This is a genomic window from Micromonospora sp. II (assembly GCF_001709195.1).
Classification (GTDB): Bacteria; Actinomycetota; Actinomycetes; order Mycobacteriales; family Micromonosporaceae; genus Micromonospora; species Micromonospora chalcea.
This window is the reverse complement of record NZ_LYXF01000002.1, coordinates 1-26,201: the sequence shown is the minus strand read 5'-3', so window position 1 is coordinate 26,201 and position 26,201 is coordinate 1. Positions and strand designations below refer to the sequence as shown.

Below are 26,201 nucleotides of genomic sequence, written 5' to 3'. Positions count from 1 at the left end.
CAGCTGGTCCGGACTGTCGACGCCACCGGGGTAGCGGCAGGCCATGCCCACGATCGCGATCGGCTCGTCGGTACCGGCGGTGAGCACCGCCGTCTGGCGGGCGGTGATCTGCCCGGAGACCTGCTCGTGCAGGTGGTCGGCGAGCACGGCCGGGGTCGGATAGTCGAACACCAGCGTCGAGGCCAGCCGCAGCCCGGTGGCCGCGTTCAACCGGTTACGCAGGTCCACCGCCGTCAGCGAGTCGAAGCCCAGCTCCCGGAACGCCCGGTCCGCCGGCACCGACTCCGCACCACCGTGCCCCAACACCTGCGCGACCAGACCCCGCACCAGCACGTCGATCTGGGCGCGCGCCTCGTCGGGCGCGAGGCCCGCGAGCTGGTTGGCCCAGTCGCCGCTCCGCGCGGCCCGTCGCCGGGACGCCGTCGACCCGATCAGGGTACGCAGCACGGCCGGCGCCGGGCCGGCGCCGAGCGCTGCGCGCATCGCCGGTACGTCGATCACAGCCGGCACCAACGCCGGCCGCTCCGCCACCAGGGCGGCGTCGAAGAGTTCCAGCCCGATCTCGGCGCTCATCGGTGTCAGACCCGCCCGCGCGGACCGCGCCCGGTCCGCCTCGTCGATCGAGGCGGCCATGCCGGCCGTGTCCCACATCCCCCACGCCAGACTCACCGCAGGCAACCCGAGCTGCCGCCGGTGGACCGCCAACCCGTCCAGGAACGCGTTACCCGCCGCATACGCCGACTGACCCGGCGAACCCAACACACCAGCAACCGACGAGAACACCACGAACAGATCCAGATCCAGACCCGCCGTCGCCTCGTGCAGGAACCAACCCGCCGACACCTTCGGCGCCAACACCCCCGCCAGCCGCTCCGCCGTCAGCCCCTCCACGACACCGTCATCCAACACACCAGCGGTGTGCACCACACCCGCCAGCCGACCCCCGGCAACGACCTCCGCCACCAGACCGAACACCTGGTCCCGGTCCGTCACGTCACAGGCAACGACCCGCACCGACGCACCCAGCGCCGACAACCGCTCCCACAACTCACCCGCACCCGCGGCTTCCGGACCACGCCGCGACACCAGCACCAGCGACCGCACACCATGCGCCGACACCAGATGCTCCGCCACCAACGCCCCGAGCGCACCCGTACCACCGGTCACCAGCACCGCACCGCCACCCACAACCGGCGTCTCCACCGACACCGGGGCGACCGCACGCACCAGACGCGGCACGAACACCTCACCCGCACGCACCGCGACCTGACCACCGAACGCCACCGGCTCGTCGGCCACCGTGGTCAGCACACCCAGCAGCCCGGCGTCCACGTCGCCGTCCACGTCCGCCAGCACGATGCGGCCCGGGTGCTCCGACTGCGCCGAACGCAGCAGACCCCACACCGCCGCACCTGCCAGGTCGGACACCCGATCGTCCGCCGCCACCGACACCGCGCCCCGGGTCACCACCACCAGCCGCGACTCCGCCAGCGCGTCCGCCGCCAGCCAGGACCGCACGGTCGCCAGCACGGCCGTGGTCGCCGCGCGTACCGCGTCGGGGACGGCGCTCTCCGGCGCGTCGAGCGGCAGCAGCAGCGCCTTCGGTGCGATCGTCCGGCCGGCGTCGACGGCCGCGACGAGCGCCTCGACGTCGCCGTACGCCGGCAGGTCGGCGGTTGCCGGCGAGCCGACCAGCGCCCACCCGGAGAGGTCCCCGGTGGCGGCGATCTCCTCGGCCTGCCAGGTGAGTTCGAACATCGCGCGGGCTGCCGCGCCCGCCGTGGTCACGCCGGTCAGTTCGCGCAGGGCGAGGGAGTCGACCGAGACCACGGCCGCGCCCGACTCGTCGCACGCGACCAGGCGCACCGCCGAGCCCGTACGCGACAGCCGGACCCGCAGCACCCGCGCGCCCGAGGCATACACCTGCACACCCTCGAACGCGAACGGCACCCGCGGCCCACCCGGACCCTCCGCACCCACCAGCAGTCCGATCGGATGCAGCGCCGCATCCAGCAGCGCCGGGTGCACACCGAACCCCGCGGCGTCACCGGCCACCTCGTCCGGCAACACCACCTCGGCGAACACCTCGTCGCCGCCCGTCCACACCCGGCGCAGCCCCCGGAACACCGGCCCGTACGACAGGCCACGCTCCGCCAGGGCCGGATACCAGCCCGCCACGTCCACCTCGGACGCACCGACCGGCGGCCACTCCCCCACGCCCGGCTCGTCGGCCGACGCCGGCTCCAGCACGCCCTCCGCATGCCGCACCCAGTCAGCCTCCGGATCACCCTCGGACTGCGAGTGCACCGCCACGACCCGGGTGCCGGTCTCGTCGGCCGCACCGACGCGCACCTGCACCCGCACCGCGCCGGACTCCGGCAGCACCAGCGGCGCGCCCACGGTCAGCTCCCGCACCCGCGACGCACCCACCTCGTCACCCGCCCGCACCGCCAACTCCACCAGGGCAGCGCCCGGCACGATCACCGCGCCGGAGACGACGTGGTCGGCGAGCCACGCGTGCGTCGAYGTCGASAGRCGGCCGGTCAGCACYACCATGTCCTCGCCGGCCACGGAGACCGCCGCGCCGAGCAGCGGGTGCCCGGCGACGCCGAGGCCCGCCCCGGACACGTCGGCGGTACGCGTCTGGCCCGCGCCGAGCCAGTACCGCTGGTGCTGGAAGGCGTACGTGGGCAGGTCGACCCGGGCGGCGCCGGCGTCGGTGAACCACTGCGTCCAGGTCACCGGGACACCGTGGACGTGCAGGTCGGCGAGGGCGTGCAGCAGTGCCTGCGGGGCGGGCCGGTCCCGACGCTGGACGGCCACCGCCAGCGCGTCATCGGCGAGCAGGTCGGCGTTCATGGCGGTCAGGACGCTCTGCGGGCCGATCTCCAGGAAGGTGTCGACCCCGGTGGCCCGCAGGGCGGCGATGCCGTCGGCGTAGCGGACGGCCTCCCGCACGTGCCGCACCCAGTACTCGGCGCGGGTGATCTCCTGCGGGTCGGCGAGCGCGCCGGTCAGGTTCGACACCACCGGCAGCAGCGGCGCCCGGAACGCCAGCCCCGCCAGGACGGCGCGGAACTCGTCGAGCATCGGCTCCATCAGCGGACTGTGGAACGCATGGCTCACCGTCAGCCGGCGCGTACGCACGCCCCGCTCGCGCCAGACCCGCTCCACCTCGTCCAGGGCCTCGACGGCACCGGAGACGACGACGGCGGTGGGCCCGTTAACCGCCGCGATACCGAGGCGGTCGGTCATCCCGGCGAGAGACTCCGCCACCGCAGCCTCGTCGGCGGCAACGGCCAGCATCCCGCCGCCCGTGGGCAACGCCTGCATCAACCGACCCCGCGCGGCCACGAGAACGCACGCGTCGGCCAGGGACAACACCCCGGCCACATACGCCGCCGTCACCTCACCGATCGAGTGACCAGCCACCACGTCGGGCACGACCCCGAACGACTCCACCAGACGGAACAACGCCACCTCGACCGCGAACAACCCCGCCTGCGTGAACACCGTCTGATCCAGCAACTCCGCCTCGGCGGACCCCGACGACGCGAACAGCACCTCCCGCAACGGACGCGGCAACAACGGATCCAGGTGCCCACACACCTCGTCCAACGCGACGGCGAACACCGGGAACAGGGCCGACAACTCCCGGCCCATCCCCGCACGCTGCGCACCCTGGCCGGAAAAGAGCACGGCCAGCTGCGTACGCGTCGTGCCGGGCCCCGTTGCCACGGCGGCGGCCGGCTCACCGGCGGCGAGCGCCCGCAGCCCGGCCAGCAGTTCGTCCCGGCCCGCCGCGGTGACCACCGCACGGTGCTCCAGCACGGCCCGGCTGACTGTCGACGACCAGCCGACGTCGGCGGGGCGCAGTTTCTCGTCGTCGGCGATCCAGCGGGCCCAGCGGTCGGCCTGCGCCGCGACGGCGGCCTCGGAGCGGGCCGAGAGCAGCACGGGCGTCGGCAGCGACCCGGCGGCGGGCGTCGGCGCGTGCTCGCCCCGGGTGGGCTCCGCTTCGGCGGGGGGCTGCTCGATGATCACGTGCGCGTTGGTGCCGCTGACGCCGAACGACGAGATCGCGGCGCGACGGGGCCGGCCCGCCGCGGGCCAGTCGCGGGCCTCGGTGAGCAGGGAGACCGCCCCGGCGCTCCACTCGATGTGCGGGGACGGCTCGTCGACGTGCAGCGTCGACGGCAGCACCCCGTGCCGCATCGCCATGATCATCTTGATGATGCCGGCCGCCCCGGCGGCGGCCTGGGTGTGGCCGATGTTCGACTTGATCGAGCCCAGCCACAGCGGCCGGTCGGCGGGCCGGTCCTGCCCGTACGTCGCCAGCAGGGCCTGCGCCTCGATCGGGTCACCCAGGGTCGTGCCGGTGCCGTGCGCCTCGACGGCGTCCACGTCGGCGGTGGTGAGCCGGGCGTTCGCCAGGGCCTGCCGGATGACCCGCTGCTGCGACGGGCCGTTGGGGGCCGTCAGCCCGTTCGACGCGCCGTCCTGGTTCACGGCGCTGCCCCGTACCACCGCCAGGATCCGCCGGCCCTCCCGCTGCGCGTCGGAGAGTCGTTGCACCAGCAGCACGCCGACGCCCTCTGACCAGCCCGTGCCGTCCGCCGACGCCGCGAACGACTTGCAGCGACCGTCCTGCGACAGGCCCCGCTGGCGGGAGAACTCGATGAACGTGCCGGGCGTCGCCATCACCGTCACGCCACCGGCCAGCGCGAGATCGCACTCGCCGCCGCGCAGTGCCTGCACCGCGAGGTGCAACGCCACCAGCGACGACGAGCACGCCGTGTCGACAGTGACCGCCGGGCCTTCCAGGCCGAACGTGTACGCGACCCGGCCGGACAGCACGCTGCCGGAGGTGCCGGTGCCGAGGTAGCCGCCCACGCCCTCGGGCAGGTCCTGCACGCCGGAGGCGTAGTCGTGGTACATGAGCCCGGCGAAGACGCCGGTCCGGCTGCCACGTAGCCGCGACGGGTCGAGGCCGGCCGACTCGAACGTCTCCCAGGACGCCTCCAGCAGCAGTCGCTGCTGCGGGTCCATGGCGATCGCCTCGCGCGGCGAGATGCCGAAGAAGTCCGGGTCGAACTCGGCGGCCCCGTACAGGAAGCCACCGTGGCGGGTGTACGACGTCCCGGGGTTGTCCGGGTCGGGGTGGAAGAGCCGGTCGAGGTCCCAGCCCCGGTCGGTGGGGAACTCGCCGATACCGTCGGCGCCGGCGGCGACCAGGTCCCACAGCTGCTGCGGGTTCGTCACGCCGCCCGGGTAGCGGCAGGCCATGCCCACGATGGCGATCGGCTCGTCGACGTTTGTCGCCCGCACGGCCCGCTGCTGCTCGGCGACCTGGCCGGACAGCTGCTCGTACAGGTGCTCCGACAGGGCAGCGGGGGTCGGGTAGTCGAAGACGAGCGTCGACGTGAGCCGCAGTCCGCTCGCGCTGTTGATCCGGTTGCGCAGCTCGACGGCGGTCAGCGAGTCGAAGCCCAGTTCCCGGAACGCCCGGTCCGCCGGCACCGCCTCGGCGCCGCCGTGGCCGAGCACCTGCGCGATCATCCCGCGCACCAGCAGGGCCACCTGCGTACGCGCCTCCTGCGGGTCGAGGCCGGCCAGCCGGTCGGCCCACGCGCCGGTGCCGGAGCGGCGACGCTTCGCGGCCGGTCCCACCAGGCCCCGCAGCATCACCGGCACCCGGCCGGCGGCGGTCCGTGCCCGCATGGCGGGCAGGTCGACAACGGCCGGCACCAGCGCCGCGCCGCCGTGGGTCAGGGCGGCGTCCCACATCCCGAGCCCGACCGGGGCGGTCATCGGGACCAGACCGGCCCGGGTCACCCGCGCCCGGTCGGTGTCGTTGATCGACGCGGCCATGCCGTCGGTGTCCCACATGCCCCACGCGAGGCTGACGGCGGGCAGCCCGCGCTGCGCCCGCAGCACGGCGAGGGCGTCCAGGAAGGCGTTGCCGGCCGCGTACGCGGCCTGGCCGGGAGAGCCGAGCACCCCGGCGACGGAGGAGAAGAGCACGAACAGGTCGAGGTCCAGCTCGGCGGTCGCCTCGTGCAGCCACCAGCCCGCCGTGACCTTCGGGGCCAGCACGTCCGCCAGCCGGTCGGCGGTGATCCCGCTGACGATGCCGTCGTCGAGGACGCCGGCGGTGTGGACCACCCCGGCCAGGCGGTCGTCGGCGGTGATGGACCGGACCAGCTCGCCGACGCGCTCGCGGTCGGTCACGTCCGTGGCGACCACGCGGGCGGTCGCGCCCAGCGCGGCCAGCCGCCGCACCAGCTCGTCGGCTCCGGGGGCCGCCGGGCCCTGCCGGGACGCCAGCACCAGCGAACGCACGCCGTAGGCGGTGACGAGGTGTTCGGACACCAGGGCGCCCAGCGATCCGGTGCCGCCGGTGACGAGGACGGTTCCCCCGCCGAGGGTCGCCGGGGTCCGCGCGGCGCCCGTGGCGCGGACCAGCCGCGGCAGGTACGCCGTACCCGAACGCACCGCGACCTGCCCGCCGAGGTCGGGGTCGTCGGCGGCTGCGGCGAGCAGGGCCAGCAGGTCGGCGTCCAGGTCGGCGCCGGGTTCCAGGTCGGCCAGCACGAGCCGGCCGGGGTGCTCCGACTGGGCCGAGCGCAGCAGGCCCCAGACCGCCGCCCCCGCCAGGTCGCTCACGCGGTCGTCGGCGCCGGTGGTCACGGCACCGCGGGTCACGACGACCAGCCGCGAGTCCGCCAGCGGCTCGGCCGCCAGCCACGCCTGCACCGCGCCGAGGACGTCCGTCGTGGCGGAGCGCACCGCGTCGGGCACGTCCGTCCCGGAGGTCGCCGGGGTGACGGGTAGCAGCAGCGCCGCCGGGGCGGTGCCGTCCGTCGCCGCCGTGATCAGAGCGGCGACGTCGGCGTACGCCGGGAGCTGCGGCGCGCCGTCGAGCGGGCGGTCACCGAGCACGGCCCAGCCGTACGCGCCGTCGGGCGCGGCGATCTGCTCGGGCTGCCAGGAGACCTCGAACAGGGATCGGTACGCCTCGTCCGGCGCGGCCGCCAGGCCGGTCATCTCGCGCAGTGCCAGCGAGTCCACCGACACCACGGGCACGCCCGTCTCGTCGGCGGCGACCAGCCGCACCGAGTTGCCGGAGGCGGTGAGGCGGACCCGGAGCGTCCGGGCGCCGACGGCGTGGACCTGCACACCCTCGAACGCGAACGGCACCCGGGGACCGCCGCCCGACTGGTCGGCGGGCAGCAGCCCGACGGGGTGCAGGGCGGCGTCCAGCAACGCCGGGTGCACCCCGAAGCCCGCCGGGTCACCGGTGACCTCGTCGGGGAGGGCGACCTCGGCGAACACCTCGCCGTCGGCGGTCCACGCCCGGCGCAGGCCCCGGAAGACCGGCCCGTACGCGAGCCCGTGCTCGGCGACCGTCGCGTACCAGCCGGTGACGTCCACCTCGGACGCGCCGGGTGGCGGCCAGGCGCCCGGGGTGGGCTCGTCGGCAGTGGGGACGCCGACGAGCCCGTCGGCGTGCCGGGTCCAGCCCGACTCGGAGTCGTCCTCGGGCTGGGAGTGCACGGTCACCGAGCGACTGCCGGTCCCGTCGACGGGACCGACCCGGACCTGGACCCGTACCCCGCCGCCGGTGGCGGGCAGCACGAGCGGGGCGAGCACTGTCAGCTCGCGGACGCGGGAAGCGCCGACCTCGTCGCCCGCCCGGACGACGAGGTCCACCAGCGCGGTGCCCGGCACCACCACGGCGCCGGAGACGATGTGGTCGGCGAGCCACGGGTGCGTCGGCACCGACAGCCGGCCGGTCAGCACCACCATGTCCTCGCCGGCGACCGACACCGCCGCGCCGAGCAGCGGGTGCCGCGCCACGCCGAGGCCGGCCCCGGAGACGTCGGCGGACTGGCCGGTGGGCGGCAGCCAGTACCGCTCCCGCTGGAAGGCGTACGTGGGCAGGTCCACCCGCCGCGCGCCGGTCTCGGCGAACCACTGCGTCCAGGTCACCGGCATCCCGTGCACGTGCAACTCCGCCAGGGCGTGCAGCAACGCCTGCGCCTCCGAACGGTCCCGGCGCTGCACAGCCACCGCCAGCACGGCGTCGTCGTCGGGCAGCACGTCGGCGTTCATGGCGGTCAGGACGCTCTGCGGACCGATTTCCAGGAAGGTGTCCACACCGGCGGCCCGCAGAGCGGTGATCCCGTCGGCGTACCGGACGGCCTCGCGCACATGCCGCACCCAATACTCCGGCATGCAGATCTCGCCTGCGTCGGCCAGGGCACCCGTCACGTTCGACACCACCGGCAACAACGGCGCAGCAAACGTGAGGCCGTGCAGGACCGCGCGGAACTCGGCCAGCATCGGCTCCATCAACGGACTGTGGAACGCGTGACTCACCGTCAGCCGGCGAGTGCGCACGCCCCGCTCCCGCCAGTGCCGCTCCACCTCGTCGAGGGCCTCGACGGCACCGGAGACGACGACGGCGGCAGGCCCGTTGACGGCCGCGACACCGAGACGGTCGGTCATCCCGGCGAGAGRCTCCGCCACCGCAGCCTCGTCAGCGGCCACCGCCAGCATCCCGCCACCGGCCGGCAGCGCCTGCATCAACCGGCCCCGCGCCGCCACCAACTGACACGCATCCGCCAGGGACAACACGCCCGCGACATGCGCCGCCGTCACCTCACCGATCGAATGACCAGCCACCACATCGGGAACGATCCCGAACGACTCCACCAGACGGAACAACGCCACCTCGACCGCGAACAACCCCGCCTGCGTGAACACGGTCTGGTCCAGCAACCCCGCCTCGGCGGAACCCGCCTCAGCGAACAGCACCTCCTTGAGCGGACGCGGCAACAACGGATCCAGGTGACTGCACACCTCGTCCAACGCGGCGGCGAACACCGGGAACAGGGCGGACAACTCCCGACCCATCCCGGCGCGCTGCGCACCCTGACCCGAGAACAGCAGCGCCAACTGGCCGCGCTGGCCGCCCGGGCCGGTGAGCACGCCGGCCGAGACCTCACCCGCCGACACGGCTTCGAGGCCCGCCAGCAGTTCGTCCCGGCTCGTCCCGGACACGACGGCCCGGTGCTCCAGTACGGAACGCGACGCCACCGACGACCACGCCACGTCGAGCGGGCGCGGGGCCCCGGTGCCGCCGAGCCACTGCGCCCAGCGGCCGGCCTGCGCCGACAGCCCGGCCGCGTCGCGGGCCGACAGCAGCAGCGGCAGCACCGCCGGCACCCGGGACGGCTCGTCACCGGTGACCGGCTCGTCGCCGTCGGCCGGCTCGTCCGCGTCGGTCGGCGTGGGCGGCTGCTCCAGGATCAGGTGCACGTTCGTACCGCTGATGCCGAACGACGACACGGCGGCCCGGCGGGGCCGGTCCACCGCCGGCCAGGGGCGCGCCTCGGTGAGCAGGGAGACCGCGCCGGCGGACCAGTCCACGTGGGGGGTCGGCTCGTCGAGGTGCAGGGTCCGTGGGAGCAGGCCGTACCGCATCGCCTGCACCATTTTGATCATGCCGGCCACGCCGGCGGCGGCCTGGCTGTGGCCGATGTTCGACTTGATCGAGCCGAGCAGCAGCGGCCGGTCGGCGGGGCGGCCCTGGCCGTACGTGGCCAGCAGGGCCTGCGCCTCGATCGGGTCACCGAGGACGGTGCCGGTGCCGTGCGCCTCGACGGCGTCCACGTCGGCCGTGGTCAACCGCGCGTTCGCCAGGGCCTGCCGGATCACCCGCTGCTGGGCCGGCCCGTTGGGTGCGGTGAGACCGTTGGACGCGCCGTCCTGGTTGACGGCGCTGCCGGCGAGCACGGCGAGCACCTGGCGGCCCTGCCGCCGGGCGTCGGAGAGGCGCTGGACGAGCAGCACGCCGACGCCCTCCGACCAGCCGGTGCCGTCGGCGTCGGCGGCGAAGGACTTGCAACGCCCGTCCGGGGCGAGGCCGCCCTGGCGGGAGAACTCGACGAAGGCGCCGGGCGTCACCATGACGGTGACGCCGCCTGCCAGCGCCATGTCGCATTCGCCGCCGCGCAGCGCCTGGGCGGCCAGGTGCACAGCCACCAGCGAGGACGAGCAGGCGGTGTCGACCGTCACCGCCGGGCCCTCCAGCCCGAAGGTGTACGACACCCGGCCCGAGATGACGCTGTGCGCGCCGCCGGTGAGCTGGTAGCCGGCCAGCTCGGCCGGGGTGTCGGTGGTGCCGTAGCCCGACGGGGAGGCGCCCACGAAGACGCCGGTACGGCTGCCGCGCAGCTCCTCCGGGTCGATGCCGGCCTGCTCCATGGCCTCCCAGGACGCCTCCAGCAGCAGCCGCTGCTGCGGGTCCATGGCGACGGCCTCGCGCGGCGAGATGCCGAAGAAGCCCGGGTCGAATGTGGTGGCGCCGTCGACGAAGCCGCCCTCGCGGGTGTGTGAGACGGGTTGCCCGTCGGCGTCGACGGCCAGCAGCCGGCCCATGTCCCAGTGGCGGTCGTCGGGGAAGCCGCTGATGCCGTCACGCCCGGTGGCGACCAGCTCCCACAGGTCGTCCGGGTTGGCCACGCCGCCCGGGTAGCGGCAGCTCATGCCGACGATGACGATCGGGTCGTCGTCGACCGGCCCGGCGGGGCCCCAGGCGGTGACGGTCTCGACCTCGTGCAGGCGCAGCGTCGCCGACAGGTGGTCGGCGAGGGCGGCCGGGTTCGGGTAGTCGAAGACCAGGGTGGTGGGCAGGGTGAGGCCGGTGGCGGCGCCGAGCCGGTTGCGCAGCTCGACGGCGGTCAGCGAGTCGAAGCCGAGTTCCTTGAACGCCCGGTTGGCCTTGACCAGTTCGGTGCCGGAGTGGCCGAGCACGGCGGCGGTGTGCGTGCGTACGAGCTCGGTCAGGTGGCGGTCCTGCTCGGCGCGGGGCAGCGTCAGCAGGTGCTGCCGCAGCCCGCCGCCGACGGTGCCCTCCGGTTCCGCGTCGACCACGCGCAGGGAGTCGCGCGCCTCGGCGATGTCGTCGAGCAGGGGGCGGGCGCGGGCGGCGGCGAACGCGGGGGTGAACAGGGACCAGTCGACGTCCGCCACGGTCACCGCCGGCCCGGCCCGGCCGACGGCGCTGCGCAGCGCGTACACGGCCTGGGCCGGCGACATGGGGCTGAGGCCACGGCGGGCCAGCAGTTCCTGCCCCTCGCCACTGGCCATGCCGCCGTCGGCCCAGGGGCCCCACGCCACGGCGGTGGCGGTCAGGCCGCGGGCGCGGCGCCGCTCGGCGAGGGCGTCGAGGAAGGCGTTGCCGGCGGCGTACGCGGCCTGGCCGCCGCTGCCCCAGATGCCGGCGATGGAGGAGAACAGCACGAACGCGTCGAGCGGTCGGTCGCCCAGCAGCTCGTCCAGGTGCACGGCGCCGGCGATCTTGCCGTCGAGCACCCCGGCCAGGCCGGCGAGGTCGGTGTCGACGAGCATGTTCAGCTGGCCCACCCCGGCGGCGTGCACCACCGCGGTCAGGGGCGCCGGGTCGGCGTCGACGTCGCGCAGCAGCGCCTCGACGCGGGCGCGGTCGGCCATGTCGGCGGCGACCAGGCTCACCCGGGCGCCGAGCGCGGTCAGTTCGTCGCGCAGCTCGGCCGCCCCGGGGGCGTGCTCGCCGCGGCGGCTGGTCAGCACGAGGTGCTCGGCGCCGTTGGCTGCCGCCCAGCGGGCCACGTGCGCGCCGAGCGCCCCGGTGCCGCCGGTGACGAGGACGGTGCCGGACGGCTGCCAGCGGTCGACGGTGCCGACGGCCGCCGGTGTGGCGCGCACCAGGCGCCGCACGAAGACGCCGGAGGGCCGCACGGCAACCTGGTCCTCGTGGCCGCCCCCGGTCAGGACGCCCACCGCGTGGTCCCAGTCGCCGCGCCCGGGCGCGTCCGGCAGGTCGACCAGGCCGCCCCAGAGCTGCGGGTGTTCCAGCCCGGCGACCCGGGCCAGGCCCCACAGCCCGCCCTGGGCGACGCTGCGCACCGGGTCGGTGTCGCCGGTGCCGACAGCGCCCCGCGTGAGCATCCACAGTGGTGCCGCGACGTCGGCGGCGTGCAGGGCCTGCACCAGCGTCATCGTGGCGGCCGTGCCGAACGGCACCGCCGGCTGGCCGGGGTGGGGTCGCTCCAGCAGGCCCAGCAGGGAGACGATCCCGGTGAACGGGGTGTCCCCCACGGCGCCGGCCAGCCGCGACGTCACCTGGTCGCGCTCGGCGAGCGGGTCCACCGCCAGCCGGGACACCTCGCCGCCGGCGGCGCTCAGCGCCCCCGCGAGCGCCCCGGCCCACTCGGTCGTGGCGGCGTCGTCGGCGGGCTCCACGAGCAGCCAGCGTCCCGGCGGGGTGAGCGGTGCGGGGACGGTGGTCCGCTTCCACACCACCCGGTACGACCAGCTGTCGACGACGGCGTCCCGCAGCCGCGCCTTGCGCCAGGACGACAGGACCGGCAGGGCCGGGGCCAGGACGCCCGCCCCGTCGGTGCCGAACTGCGCGGCGAGGGCCGCCACGTCGGAGCGCTCGACGGCCGACCAGAACTCGACGTCCACCACGTCCGGGCTGACCGGGCCGGTGGCCGAGGCCGGCATCTGCTCGGGCCAGTAGCGCTGCCGCTGGAACGCGTACGTGGGCAGGGCGACCGGGGTCGCTCCGGCGCCGGCGTAGAGGGCCGCCCAGTCGACGGGTACGCCGTTGACGTGCAGTTCGGACAGGACTGCGAGCAGGGCCCGCGACTCGGGGCGGTCGGCGCGCTGCGCGGCGACGGCCAGCACCCCGTCGTCGGCTGGCAGGATGTCGCCGACCATCGCGGTCAGCACGCTGCGCGGGCCGATCTCCAGGAACGTGTCCACCCCGGCGGCGCGCAGCGCGGCGACCCCGTCGGCGAAACGCACAGCCTCCCGCACGTGCCGCACCCAGTAGTCGGGACTACGGATCTCGTCGACGTCAGCCGGCGCACCGGTCACGTTCGACACGACCGGCAACGCCGGCGCCTCGAACGTCAACCCGTCCAGGACCACCCGGAACTCGTCCAGCATCGGCTCCATCAACGGGCTGTGGAACGCATGACTCACCGACAACCGGCGCGTACGCACACCCCGCCCACGCCAGACCCGCTCCACCTCGTCGAGCGCCTCCACCGCACCGGAGACCACCACCGACGTCGGCCCGTTGACAGCCGCGACCCCCACACCGGTCAAGCCGTCCAGCGTCGCCAGCACATCGGCCTCGGCCGCCGCAACGGCCAACATCCCACCACCGGCCGGCAACGCCTGCATCAACCGGCCCCGCGCCGCCACCAACACACACGCATCCGCCAGCGACAACACCCCCGCCACATGCGCGGCCGTGACCTCGCCGATCGAGTGACCGCCGACCAGGTCAGGGGCGACGCCGAACGACTCCACCAGGCGGAACAACGCCACCTCGACCGCGAACAGACCCGCCTGCGTGAACACCGTCCGGTCCAGCAGCTCCGCCTCGGCGGAACCCTCGGGTGCGAACAGCACCTCCTTGAGCGGGCGCGGCAACAGCGCGTCGAGCTGTGCGCACACCTCGTCCAGCGCGGCGGCGAAGACCGGGAACTCCGCGTACGACTCCCGGCCCATGCCGGCACGCTGCGCGCCCTGACCGGAGAAGAGCACCGCGAGCGGACCCCGGTCGGCGGCCTGCCCGGCGACCAGCGCGCCGGACGGCTGCCCGGCGGCCAGGGCACGCAGCCCGGCCAGCAACTCCTCACGGCCGGTCGCGGAGACCACGGCCCGGTGCTCCAGCGCGGAGCGCGACACGACCGACGACCAGCCGACGTCCACGGTGCGGAGGGCCTCGTCGTCCTCCAGCCACCGGGCCCAGCGACCCGCCTGCGCGCTGAGCGCTGCCTCGGAGCGGGCGGAGAGCAGCACGGGCACCGCCGGCAGGGCGACGGTGTGGGCCGGCCCGGTGTCGGCGGGGTCGGCGGCGTCCGGGGCGGGCGGTTCCTCGATGATGGTGTGCGCGTTCGTGCCGGAGATCCCGAACGACGACACGGCCGCCCGGCGGGGACGGTCGGTCGCGGGCCACGGCGTCGCCTCGGTCACCAGCGACACCTCGCCGGCCGACCAGTCCACCTTCGGCGTCGGCTCGTCGACGTGCAGGGTGGACGGCACGAGCCCGTGCCGCATCGCCATCACCATCTTGATCACACCGGCCACGCCGGCGGCCGACTGGCTGTGGCCGATGTTCGACTTGATCGAGCCGAGCAGCAGCGGCCGGTCAGCGGGGCGGCCCTGGCCGTACGTGGCCAGCAGGGCCTGCGCCTCGATCGGGTCACCGAGGACGGTGCCGGTGCCGTGCGCCTCGACGGCGTCCACGTCGGCCGTGGTCAGCCGCGCGTTCGCCAGGGCCTGCCGGATCACCCGCTGCTGGGCCGGCCCGTTGGGTGCGGTGAGACCGTTGGACGCGCCGTCCTGGTTGACGGCGCTGCCGCGGATCACGGCGAGGACCGGGTGTCCCTTGCGCTGCGCGTCCGACAGCCGCTCCACCAGCAGGATGCCGACGCCCTCGGACCAGCCGGTGCCGTCGGCGGCGGCGGCGAACGACTTGCAGCGGCCGTCGGGGGCGAGCCCCCGCTGCCGGGAGAAGCCCACGAACGGCCCAGGGGTGGCCATGACGCACACGCCGCCGGCCAGGGCCAGGTCGAAGTCGCCCTGCCGCAGCGCCTGGCACGCCAGGTGCAGGGCGACCAGCGACGACGAGCAGGCGGTGTCCACGGTGACCGCGGGGCCCTCCAGGCCGAGGGCGTACGCGATCCGCCCGGAGACGACGCTGGTGGCCGTACCCGTCAGCAGGTAGCCCTCGTCCGCGCCCTCGGCCTCGCTCTGCGGGCCCATGCCGTAGCCGTTGGCGGCGGTGCCGACGAAGACGCCGACCTTCTGCCCCCGCATCGAGGCGGGCGCGACGCCGGCGTGTTCGAACACCTCCCACGACGTCTCCAGCAGCAGCCGCTGCTGGGGGTCCATCGCCACGGCCTCGCGCGGCGAGATGCCGAAGAACTCCGCGTCGAAGTCGGCCGCGTCGTAGAGGAAGCCACCCTCGCGGGTGGTGGAGCGGCCGGCCCGGTCGGCGTCCGGGTCGTAGAGGTTGTCCAGGTCCCAGCCCCGGTCCGTCGGGAAGCCGCCGATCGCGTCGCCGCCGGAGGCCACCAGGTCCCAGAGCTGCTCGGGGCTGGCGACGCCACCCGGATAGCGGCAGGACATCGCGACGATGGCGATCGGCTCCCTGGCGGCGGCGGTCAGCTGCTGGTTGAGCTGACGGAGGCGGCCCGTCTCCTTGAGCGACGCGCGAAGCGCCTCGACGACCTTGTCTGCGGACGTAGACATCATGAGCTCCGTACTGGGGACAACGGTCAGGAATCGGTTCCGTCAAGCGCCAGCCTGACGAGGGCGTCGGTGTCGAGGTCGTCGAGGTCCAGGTCCTCGTCGGTGGACTCGTCACCGTCGTCGCCGTCGGTGTCGGCGAGGTTGAGCAGCAGGTCCAGCAGCCCGGCCTCACGGAGGCGGGCCAGCGGGATCGCCGCGAGCGTCTGCCGGACGGCCGCCTCCGCCGGGTCGCCGTCGTCCGCCTGCGCCGCCTCGGGCAGCAGACCGTCGAGCAGGTTCTCGGCGAGCACGGCCGGGTTCGGGTAGTCGAAGACGAGGGTCGCGGGCAGCGACAGGCCGGTGACGCCGGTCAGTCGGTTGCGCAGCTCGACCGCCGTCAGCGAGTCGAATCCGAGCTCCTTGAACGCCCGCTGCGGCTTGACCCGGTCCGTTCCCGCGTGGCCGAGCACGGCCGAGGCGTGGGTGCGGACCAGGTCGACCAGGTGCCGGACCCGCTCGGGGCGGGGCAGGGTGAGCAGGTGCTCCCGCAGGGCGTCGGCGGCACCGCCGGGCTGCTGCTCCACGGCGTGGGCGTGCAGCGCCTCCCGGGCCTCGGCGATGTCGTCGAGCAGCGGCCGGGGGCGGGCCGAGGCGTACGCCGGGGCGAAGACCGCCCAGTCGACGTCCACCACGGTCAGCGCCGCCCTGGGCAGGCCGGCGGCGTACCGCATGGCGTGCACGGCGTCGGCCGGCGCCATGGCGGTCAGGCCGCGCCGGGCCAGCATCTGCTGGGCTTCGCCGGTGGCCATGCCGCCGTCAGCCCACGGTCCCCAGGCCACGGACGTCGCCGCCAGGCCCCGGCCGCGCCGCTGCTCGGCGAGCGCGTCCAGGAAGGCGTTGCCGGCGGCGTACGCGGACTGCCCGCCGCTGCCCCACACCCCGGCGATGGAGGAGAAGAGCACGAACGCGTCCAGCGGCCGGTCGCCGAGCAGGGCGTCCAGGTGCAGCGCGCCGGCCACCTTGCCGTCGAGCACGCCCGCGAACGCGGCCAGGTCGGTGTCGGCGATCAGCCCGGACTCGCCGGCGCCCGCCGCGTGCACCACGGCCGTCAGCGGCGCCGGATCCTCGTCGAGGCGGGCCAGCAGCGCCGCCACCTGGTCGCGCTCGGCGACGTCGCAGGCGACGACCGACGCCCGTACGCCCTGGGCGATCAGCTCCTCGCGCAGCTCCACGGCCCCCGGGGCGTCCCCGCCGCGGCGGCTGGTCAGCACGACGTGCTCCGCCCCGTTGGCCGCCGCCCAGCGGGCTACGTGCGCGCCCAGCGCGCCCGTGCCGCCGGTGACCAGCACGGTGCCGGACGGCCGCCACCGCTGCGCCGTGTCGGGGGCGGCGGGCGCCGAGCGGACCAGGCGACGGACGAACACCCCGGAGGGGCGTACGGCAAGCTGGTCCTCGTCGCCGGCGCCGGTCACCACCCGCGCCAGCCGGTCCCAGGCCGTCGCGTCGGCCTGCTCGGGCAGATCCACCAGCCCGCCCCACAGGTGGGGGTGTTCCAGGCCCGCCACGAGCCCCAGGCCCCAGAGCCCGCTCTGGACGGCAGCGTGCACGGTGTCCCCGTCGCCCGTGCTGACCGCGCCCTGCGTCAGGCACCACAGCCGGGTCGTCGCCCCGGTGTCGTGCAGCGCCTGGAGCAGCAGCAGCGTGGCGGCCGTCCCGACCGGCACGGCCGGGTGGGCGGGGTGCGGCTGGTCGCGGAGGCCGAGCAGGGAGAGCACGCCGGTGACGGGACTGTCGGCCAGCGCGTCGCCCAGCCGCCGGGCGAGGCCCGCCCGGTCGGTGCCGGCCGGGTCGACGGTGAGCCGGACCACGTCGGCGCCGACCTCGGCGAGGGCCTTGGTGACCGCCTCCGCCCGGGTGCCGTCCGCCAGGTCGTCCTGGGCCGTCACGAGCAGCCAAGCGCCGGGCCGCGCCGGGCCGGCGGTGATGTCGGCGCGCTTCCATCCGACGCGGTACGACCATGCGTCCAGGACGGCCCGCTGCGTGCGCGCCCGGTGCCAGGTCGACAGGACCGGCAGGGCCGGGGTGAGGGCGTCCAGGGCGGCGCCGTCGTCGCCGAACTGGGCGGCGAGGGCGCTCAGGTCGCCGCGTTCGACGGCCTTCCAGAAGTCGGCGTCGCCGCCGTCGGTCGCCGTCTGCCGCGGCCGGTTCGCCGGCTCGGGCCAGTACCGCTCCCGCTGGAAGGCGTACGTGGGCAGGTCCACCCGCCGCGCGCCGGTCTCGGCGAACCACTGCGCCCAGGTCACCGGCATCCCGTGCACGTGCAACTCCGCCAGGGCGTGCAGCAACGCCTGCACCTCCGGACGGTCCCGGCGCTGCACAGCCACCGCCAGCACGGCCTCGTCATCAGGCAGCACGTCGGCGGTCATCGCGGTCAGGACGCTCTGCGGCCCGACCTCCAGGAACGTGTCCACACCGGCAGCCCGCAGAGCGGCGATCCCGTCGGCGAAGCGCACCGCCTCGCGCACGTGCCGCACCCAATACTCCGGCGTACGGATCTCATCGCCGGCCAGGGCCCCGGTCACGTTCGACACGACCGACAACAACGGCGCGGCGAACTCCAACCCGTCGAGAACGGCCCGGAAATCAGCGAGCATCGGCTCCATCAACGGACTGTGGAACGCGTGGCTCACCGCGAGCCGACGGGTACGCACCCCCCGATCCCGCCAAACCCGCTCCACCTCATCCAACGCGTCAACGGCACCCGACACCACCACAGCGGCAGGCCCGTTAACCGCCGCGATACCAACCCTGCCGGTCAGCCCCGCGAGAGACTCCGCCACCGCAGCCTCGTCGGCCGCCACGGCCAGCATCCCGCCACCGGTCGGCAGCGCCTGCATCAACCGGCCCCGCGCCGCCACCAACTGACACGCATCCGCCAGGGACAACACCCCGGCCACATACGCCGCGGTCACCTCACCGATCGAATGACCGGCCAGCACGTCCGGCACGATCCCGAACGACTCCACCAGGCGGAACAACGCCACCTCGACCGCGAACAACCCCGCCTGCGTGAACACCGTCTGATCCAGCAACCCCGCCTCAGCGGACCCCGACGACGCGAACAGCACCTCCCGCAACGGACACGGCAACAACGGATCCAGCTGCGCACACACCTCGTCCAACGCGGCGGCGAACACCGGGAACAGGGCCGACAACTCCCGACCCATCCCCGCACGCTGCGCACCCTGACCCGAGAACAACAGCGCCAACTGGCCGCGCGCGGCGGCAGAACCGGTCACGACGGCCCCCGACGGCTCGCCGGCCGCCACTGCCGCGAGACCCGCCAGCAGCTCGTCCCGGCTCGCCCCGGACACCACCGCCCGGTGCTCCAACGCCGACCGCGACGCCACCGACGACCACGCCACATCCACGCCGCGTGGGGCCTCGTCGACGGCGAGCCACCGCGCCCACCGGCCCGCCTGCCCGGCGAGTGCCGCGGCGTCGCGGGCCGACAGCAGCACCGGCACCACCGGCACCTCGCGGACGACGACCTCCCCCTCAACCACCTCGGCAGGCGGCTGCTCGATGATCACGTGCGCGTTCGTGCCGGAAATCCCGAACGACGACACACCCGCCCGACGCGGCCGACCCACCCGCGGCCACGGCACCGCCTCGGTCGCCAGAGCGACCGCCCCGGCCGACCAATCGACGTGCGGGGACGCCTCGTCCACGTGCAGCGTCGCCGGGACGACGCCGTGCCGCATCGCCAACACCATCTTGATCACACCAGCCACACCCGCAGCCGCCTGCGCATGCCCGATGTTCGACTTCACCGACCCGAGCAGCAGCGGCCGATCCTGCGGACGCTCCTGCCCGTACGTCGCCAACAACGCCTGCGCCTCGATCGGGTCACCCAGAGTCGTACCCGTACCGTGCGCCTCCACCACGTCCACATCGGCGGTGGTGAGCCGGGCGTTCGCCAGCGCCTGCCGGATCACCCGCTGCTGCGACGGGCCGTTGGGCGCCGTCAAGCCGTTCGACGCACCGTCCTGGTTCACGGCGCTGCCCCGCACCACCGCCAGGATCCGCCGGCCCTCCCGCTGCGCGTCGGAGAGCCGTTGCACCAGCAGCACACCCACACCCTCGGACCAGCCCGTGCCGTCGGCCGACGCCGCGAACGACCTGCACCGGCCGTCGGCCGACAGACCCCGCTGCCGCGAGAACTCCACGAACGTGCCAGGCGTGGCCATCACCGTCACACCACCGGCCAACGCCAGATCACACTCACCCGACCGCAACGCCTGCACCGCGAGGTGCAGCGCCACCAGCGACGACGAGCACGCCGTGTCGACAGTGACCGCCGGGCCTTCGAGGCCGAACGTGTACGCGACCCGGCCGGACAGCACGCTGCCCGAGTTGCCGGTGCCGATGTAGCCCTCGACCTCGGGCGTCTCCATCAGGCGCGTCGAGTAGTCGTGGTAGATGACGCCCGCGAAGACACCGGTCCGGCTGCCCCGCAGGCCGGACGGGTCCAGGCCCGCCGACTCGAACGTCTCCCAGGACGCCTCCAGCAGCAGCCGGTGCTGCGGGTCCATGGCGAGGGCCTCGCGCGGCGAGACACCGAAGAAGCCGGGGTCGAACTCCGCCGCGCCGTACAGGAAACCGCCGTGGCGGGTGTACGAGGTGCCGGCGTGGTCGGGGTCCGGGTCGTACAGCGACTCCAGGTCCCAGCCCCGGTCGGCCGGGAACTCCCCGATGCCCTCCCCACCGGTGCTGACCAGCTTCCACAGCTCGTCGGGAGACTCCACCCCGCCGGGGTAGCGGCAGGCCATGCCGACGATCGCGATCGCCTCGTCGGCGTCGCCGGTGGCCGCCTCGTCGGTCGTGACGGTGCCGGGCCGGGTGCCGGCGAGTTCCGCGTACACGTGGGCCGCCAGGACCTGCGGGGACGGGTGGTCGAACACCAGGGTCGAGGTGAGGCGCAGGCCGGTCGCGCCGTTCACCCGGTTACGCAGCTCGACGGCGGTCAGCGAGTCGAAGCCCAGGTCCTTGAACGCCCGGTCGGCCGGCACCGCCTCGGCGCCGCCGTGCCCGAGGACCTGCGCGACCAGGCCCCGGATCAGCTGGTCGACCTGCGCGAGGCCGTCCTCTGCGCTGAGGCCGGTGAGGCGGTCGGCCCAGCCGCCGGGGGCGCCCTGGCCGGCGCGGCGGCGGGTCGTCGCCACGTCGACCAGGTTGCGCAGCATCGGCGGTACGACCGCGCCGGCTGCTGCCGCCCGCAGCGCGGGTACGTCGATCGCGGCCGGCACCAGCGCCGCCCGCTGTGCCCCCACGGCGGCGTCGAAGAGTTCCAGGCCGGTGCGGGCGTTCATCGGTCGGATTCCGGCGCGTGCCGTACGGGCCCGGTCGTTGCCGCCGATCGACGCGGCCATGCCGGCGGTGTCCCACATGCCCCAGGCGAGGCTGACCGCCGGCAACCCGAGCTGCCGCCGCCACACCGCCAGCCCGTCGAGGAACGCGTTACCCGCCGCGTACGCCGACTGACCCGGCGAACCCAGCACACCAGCAACCGACGAGAACACCACGAACAAGTCGAGACCCAGACCCGCCGTCGCCTCATGCAACAACCAACCCGCCGACACCTTCGGCGCCAACACCCTTGCCAGACGCTCCTCGGTGACCCGCTCGATCACCCCGTCATCCAACACACCAGCGGTATGCACCACACCCGCCAGCCGACCCCCGGCGGAAACCTCCGCCACCAGCCCGAACACCTGATCCCGGTCCGTCACGTCACAGGCCACCACCCGCACCGACGCACCCAACGCCGACAACCGCTCCGACAACTCACCCGCACCCGCAGCCGCCGGACCACGCCGCGACACCAGCACCAGCGACCGCACACCATGCGCCGACACCAGATGCTCCGCCACCAACGCCCCGAGCGCACCCGTACCACCGGTCACCAGCACCGCACCGTCACCCACAACCGGCGTCTCCACCGACACCGCAGCGACCGCACGCACCAGACGCGGCACGAACACCGCGCCCGCACGCACCGCGACCTGACCGCCGGCCGGGTCCGCGGCGAAGCGGACCAGGATGCCCAGCGTGCCGGGGTTGATCGCGTCGTCGACGTCGGCCAGGACGATGCGACCGGGGTGCTCGGACTGCGCGGAGCGCAGCAGGCCCCACACGGCCGCGGCGGCCAGGTCGCTCACCCGGTCCCCGTCGCGGACGGCCAGCGCGCCCCGGGTCACCACCACGAGCTTCGAGTCGGCCAGCGCGTCGACGGCCAGCCACTCCTGCACCAGGCCCAGCACGTCGGCGGTGACAGTGCGTACGGCCTCCGCCGGGTCGCCGTCGTCGGCGGGCGACGCGGCCGGCGTGAAGAGCAGCAGGCGCGGCGGGACGATGCCGGCGTCGATGGCGGCGCGCAGCTGCCGGATCGTCTCGGCGGAGGGGCCACCGGGGACGCCCGGCAGGGCCGGCCCGCCCAGCACCGCCCAGCCCGACGCGTCGTCGACCGGGTCGGCCTCCTCGGCCTGCCAGGCCACCTCGAACAGGGAGCGCGACGCCGCGTTCGGGGCGGCCACCCCGGTCAGCTCCCGCAGGACGAGGGAGTCCACCGACACCACCGGCGCGCCCGCCTCGTCGCGGGCGGTCAGCCGCACCGCGGAGCCGTTGCGGGTCAACCGCACCCGCAGCAGCCTCGCGCCGGAGGCGTGCACCTGTACGCCCTCGAAGGCGAAGGGCACGCGCGGCCCGCCCGTCTCCTCGGCGCCGGGCAGCAGCCCGATCGGGTGCAGGGCGGCGTCCAGCAGCGCCGGGTGCACGCCGAAGCGAGCCGCCTCCGCCGCCGCGTCGTCCGGCAGGACCACCTCGGCGAAGACGTCGTCCTCGCCGGTCCACACCCGGCGCAGCCCCTGGAACGCCGGCCCGTACGACAGGCCGTGTTCGAGGAGCGCCGGGTACCAGCCGGTCAGGTCCACCTCGGTGGCGCCGGCGGGCGGCCAGGCGGTCGGCTGCGGTTCGTCGGCCGTGGCCGGTTCCAGCACGCCCTCCGCGTGCCGGGTCCAGCCCGCCTCGGGGTCGTCGTCGGGGCGGGAGTAGACGGCGACGGGGCGCTGCGGCGACTCCGACGCGGACACCCGCACCTGGATCCGTACGGCGCCGGACTCGGGGAGCACCAGCGGCACGAGCACCGTCAGGTCCCGCAGCCGCGGCAGGTCCGCCTCGTCGCCGGCGCGGACGGCAAGCTCCACGAGGGCCGTGCCCGGGACCAGCGGCACGCCGGAGACGACGTGGTCGGCCAGCCAGGGGTGGGTGGTCGGGGAGATCCGGCCGGTCAGCACGATCTCGTCGTCGCCGGCCAGGTCCACGGCCGCGCCGAGCAGACCGTGCTCGGCCACGCCGAGGCCGGCGCCGCTGACGTCGCCGGCGCGCAGCCGGCCCACGGCCGGCCAGAAGCGCTGCCGCTGGAACGGGTACGTCGGCAGGTCGACCGGGCGGGTTCCGGCCGGCAGGAGGGCGGTCCAGGTGATCGGCGTGCCGTGCGCGTACAGCTCCGCAAGCGCGTGGACCAGCGACGCCGGCTCGGGTCGGCCGGGGCGCAGGGTCGCCACGACCGCCGCCGCGTCGTCGTCCGGCAGGCAGGCGCCCACCATGCCGGCGAGCACCGCGTCGGGGCCCAGTTCGAGGAAGGTACGGACGTTGCGCTCGCGCAGGCTCGCGACCCCGTCGGCGAAGCGGACGGTCTCGCGTACGTGGCGGACCCAGTAGTCGGGGGTACCGATCTCGTCGGGGTCGGCGACCTGCCCGGTCAGGTTCGACACGATCGGCAGGACGGGCCAGTGGAACGTCAGCCCGTCGAGCGTCTGCCGGAACTCGGCCAGCATCGGCTCCATGAGCGGGCTGTGGAACGCGTGGCTGACGGTGAGCCGGCGCGTACGCACACCCCGGTCCTTCCAGGCCCGCTCCACCTCGTCGAGGGCCTCGGCGGCGCCGGAGACCACCACGGCGGTGGGGCCGTTGACGGCGGCGACGCCGACCCGGTCGGCGAGCGGAACGATCGACTCGGCCACCGCGGCCTCGTCGGCGGCCACGGCGAGCATGCCACCGCCCGCCGGCAGGACCTGCATGAGCCTGCCCCGCGCGGCGACCAGCGCGCACGCGTCGGCCAGGGAGAGCACGCCCGCCACGTGCGCCGCCGCGACCTCGCCGATGGAGTGCCCGGCCACCAGGTCCGGCACCACACCGAACGACTCCACCAGACGGAACAACGCCACCTCGACCGCGAACAGGCCCGCCTGGGTGAACACCGTCTGATCCAGCAACTCCGCCCCGGGCGTGCCCTCCGACGCGAACAGCACCTCCCGCAACGGACGCGGCAACAACGGATCCAGGTGACCACACACCTCGTCCAACGCGGCGGCGAACACCGGGAACGCCCCGTACAACCCGCGACCCATACCGGCGCGCTGCGCGCCCTGGCCGGAGAAGAGGACGGCGGTGCGGCCGCTGCGGGCGATCCCCCGCACGACGGCGGCCGAGGGCTCGTCGTCGGCCAGCGCACCGAGGGCGGCGAGCAGCCCGGCGCGGTCGGCGGGCAGCAGCACGGCGCGGTGCTCGAAGGCGCTGCGGGCGGTGGCGAGGGCCCGGCCCACGTCGGCGATGGTCAGGTCCGGCTCGCCGTCGACCAGGGTCCGCAGCCGGCGCGCCTGCTCGTGCAGGGCGGCGGCGTCGCGGGCCGACAGGACGCAGGCGACGAGGTCGCCCGGGACGCCCGTGGCGGGGGCGGCCTGCGCCGGGGCGGGCTCGGGGGCCTGCTCGACGATGGTGTGCGCGTTGGTGCCGCTGATGCCGAACGACGACACCGCCGCGCGGCGGGGCCGGTCGACGGCGGGCCACGGCCGGGCCTCGGTGAGCAGCGCGACCGACCCGGCCGTCCAGTCGATGTGCGGGGACGGCTTCTCGGCGTGCAGGGTCGGCGGCAACACGCCGTGCCGCATCGCCAGCACCATCTTGATCACACCGGCGACGCCGGCCGCCGCCTGGGCGTGGCCGATGTTCGACTTGACCGACCCCAGCCACAGCGGACGGTCCTGCGGTCGGCCCTGCCCGTACGTGGCCAGCAGCGCCTGCGCCTCGATCGGGTCGCCGAGGGCGGTGCCGGTGCCGTGCGCCTCGACGGCGTCCACATCGGTGGTGGCGAGCCGGGCGTTGGCGAGCGCCTGCCGGATCACCCGCTGCTGGGCGGGGCCGTTCGGCGCGGTCAGACCGCTGCTGGCGCCGTCCTGGTTGACGGCGCTGCCACGCACGACGGCGAGCACGCGGTGACCGTTGCGCTGCGCGTCGGAGAGGCGCTCCAGCAGGAGCATGCCGACGCCCTCGGCGAAACCGGTGCCGTCGGCGCCGGCGCCGAACGCCTTGCACCGCCCGTCGGGCGACAGGCCGCGCTGCCGGGAGAACTCGGTGAGCATGCCGGGGGTGGACATGACGCTCACCCCGCCGGCGAGGGCGAGGCGGCACTCGTCCTGCCGCAGCGCCTGGGTGGCCAGGTGCAGCGCCACCAGCGACGACGAGCAGGCGGTGTCGACGGTGACGGCAGGGCCCTCCAGGCCGAACAGGTACGAGATGCGGCCGGAGGCGACGCTGCCGGCGCTGCCGTTGCCGACGTGGCCGTCCAGGTCGTCGGTGCCGCCGGCGGCCTGGGAGGCGTAGTCGTGGTAGATCAGGCCGACGTAGACGCCGGTGCTGCTGCCCCGCGCCGAGTGGGGGTCGATCCCGGCCCGCTCGAAGGCCTCCCAGGAGGTCTCCAGCAGCAGCCGCTGCTGTGGGTCCATGGCCAGGGCCTCGCGGGGCGAGATCCCGAAGAAGGCGGCGTCGAACTGGGCGGCGTCGTGGAGGAAGCCACCCTGCCGTGGTACGGCGCCCGGGTCCTGGCCGCCGGCGCGCAGGTCGTCGAGGTTCCAGCCCCGGTCGGTGGGGAAGGGTGAGATGACGTCGGCGCCGGCGGTGACCACGTCCCACAGCTGCTCGGGGGTCTGCACGTCGCCGGGGAACCGGCAGGCCATGCCGATGATGGCGATCGGTTCGTCGAGGGCGGCGGCGGTGCCGACCGCGGCGGGCCGGTCCACGACTGCCGCGCCGCCGAGCTCCCGGTCCAGGAACTCGGCGAGCACCACCGGGGTCGGGTAGTCGAACGCCACGGTGGCGGGCAGCCGCAGGCCGGTGGCGGCGGAGAGCCGGTTGCGCAGCTCCACCGAGGTGAGCGAGTCGAAGCCCAGCTCCTTGAAGGCGCGCTGGGCGTCGACGGTCTCCGCCGAGCGGTGCCCGAGCACTGCCGCCACGCCGGCGGCCACCAGGTCGAGCAGGTGGGAGCGCCGCTCCGCCGGGCCGAGCGTCGCCAGCCGTTCGCGGACGGAGGCGGTGTCCGCGAGGCCGCGACCCACCGCGCGCCGGGCCGGGCCTCCCGCACGGACCACGTCCCGCAGCAGGCTGGGCACGTTCTGGCCGGTCGCCCGCGACGCCGGCGGCAGGTTCATGAGGACGAGGTGCGCCGCGCCGCGTTGTCGCGCCAGCTCGTACAGCGCCACGCCCTGCCGGTCGGTCAACGGGGCGCTGGTGGCGCGGATCGCCTTGCGGTGCTGGTTGCCGCCCAGGTGGGCGGTCATGGCGCTGCTGGTCGCCCACAGCCCCCAGGCGAGGCTGGTGGCGGGCAGCCCCTGCTCACGCCGGTGCCGGGCGAGGGCGTCGAGGAACGCGTTCGCGGCCGCGTAGTTGCCCTGCCCCGGCGAGCCGAGGGTGGCCGCCACCGACGAGAACAGCACGAACGCCGACAGGTCCAGGTGCCGCGTGGCCTCGTGCAACGCCCACCCGGCGTCCACCTTCGGCGCCAG

2 protein-coding genes are annotated in these 26,201 nt (G+C 75.0%); both read right to left on the bottom strand.

Annotated elements, in window-relative coordinates; all coding sequences use genetic code 11:
- On the bottom strand, positions 1–15,321 hold a 15,321-nt coding region (locus A8711_RS00025; RefSeq protein ID WP_141707641.1), incomplete at its 3' end, for a type I polyketide synthase.
- 26 nt (positions 15,322–15,347) lie between these two features.
- Positions 15,348–26,201, bottom strand: a 10,854-nt coding sequence (locus A8711_RS00020) for a type I polyketide synthase (RefSeq protein WP_141707640.1), incomplete at its 5' end; no start/stop codon positions are given.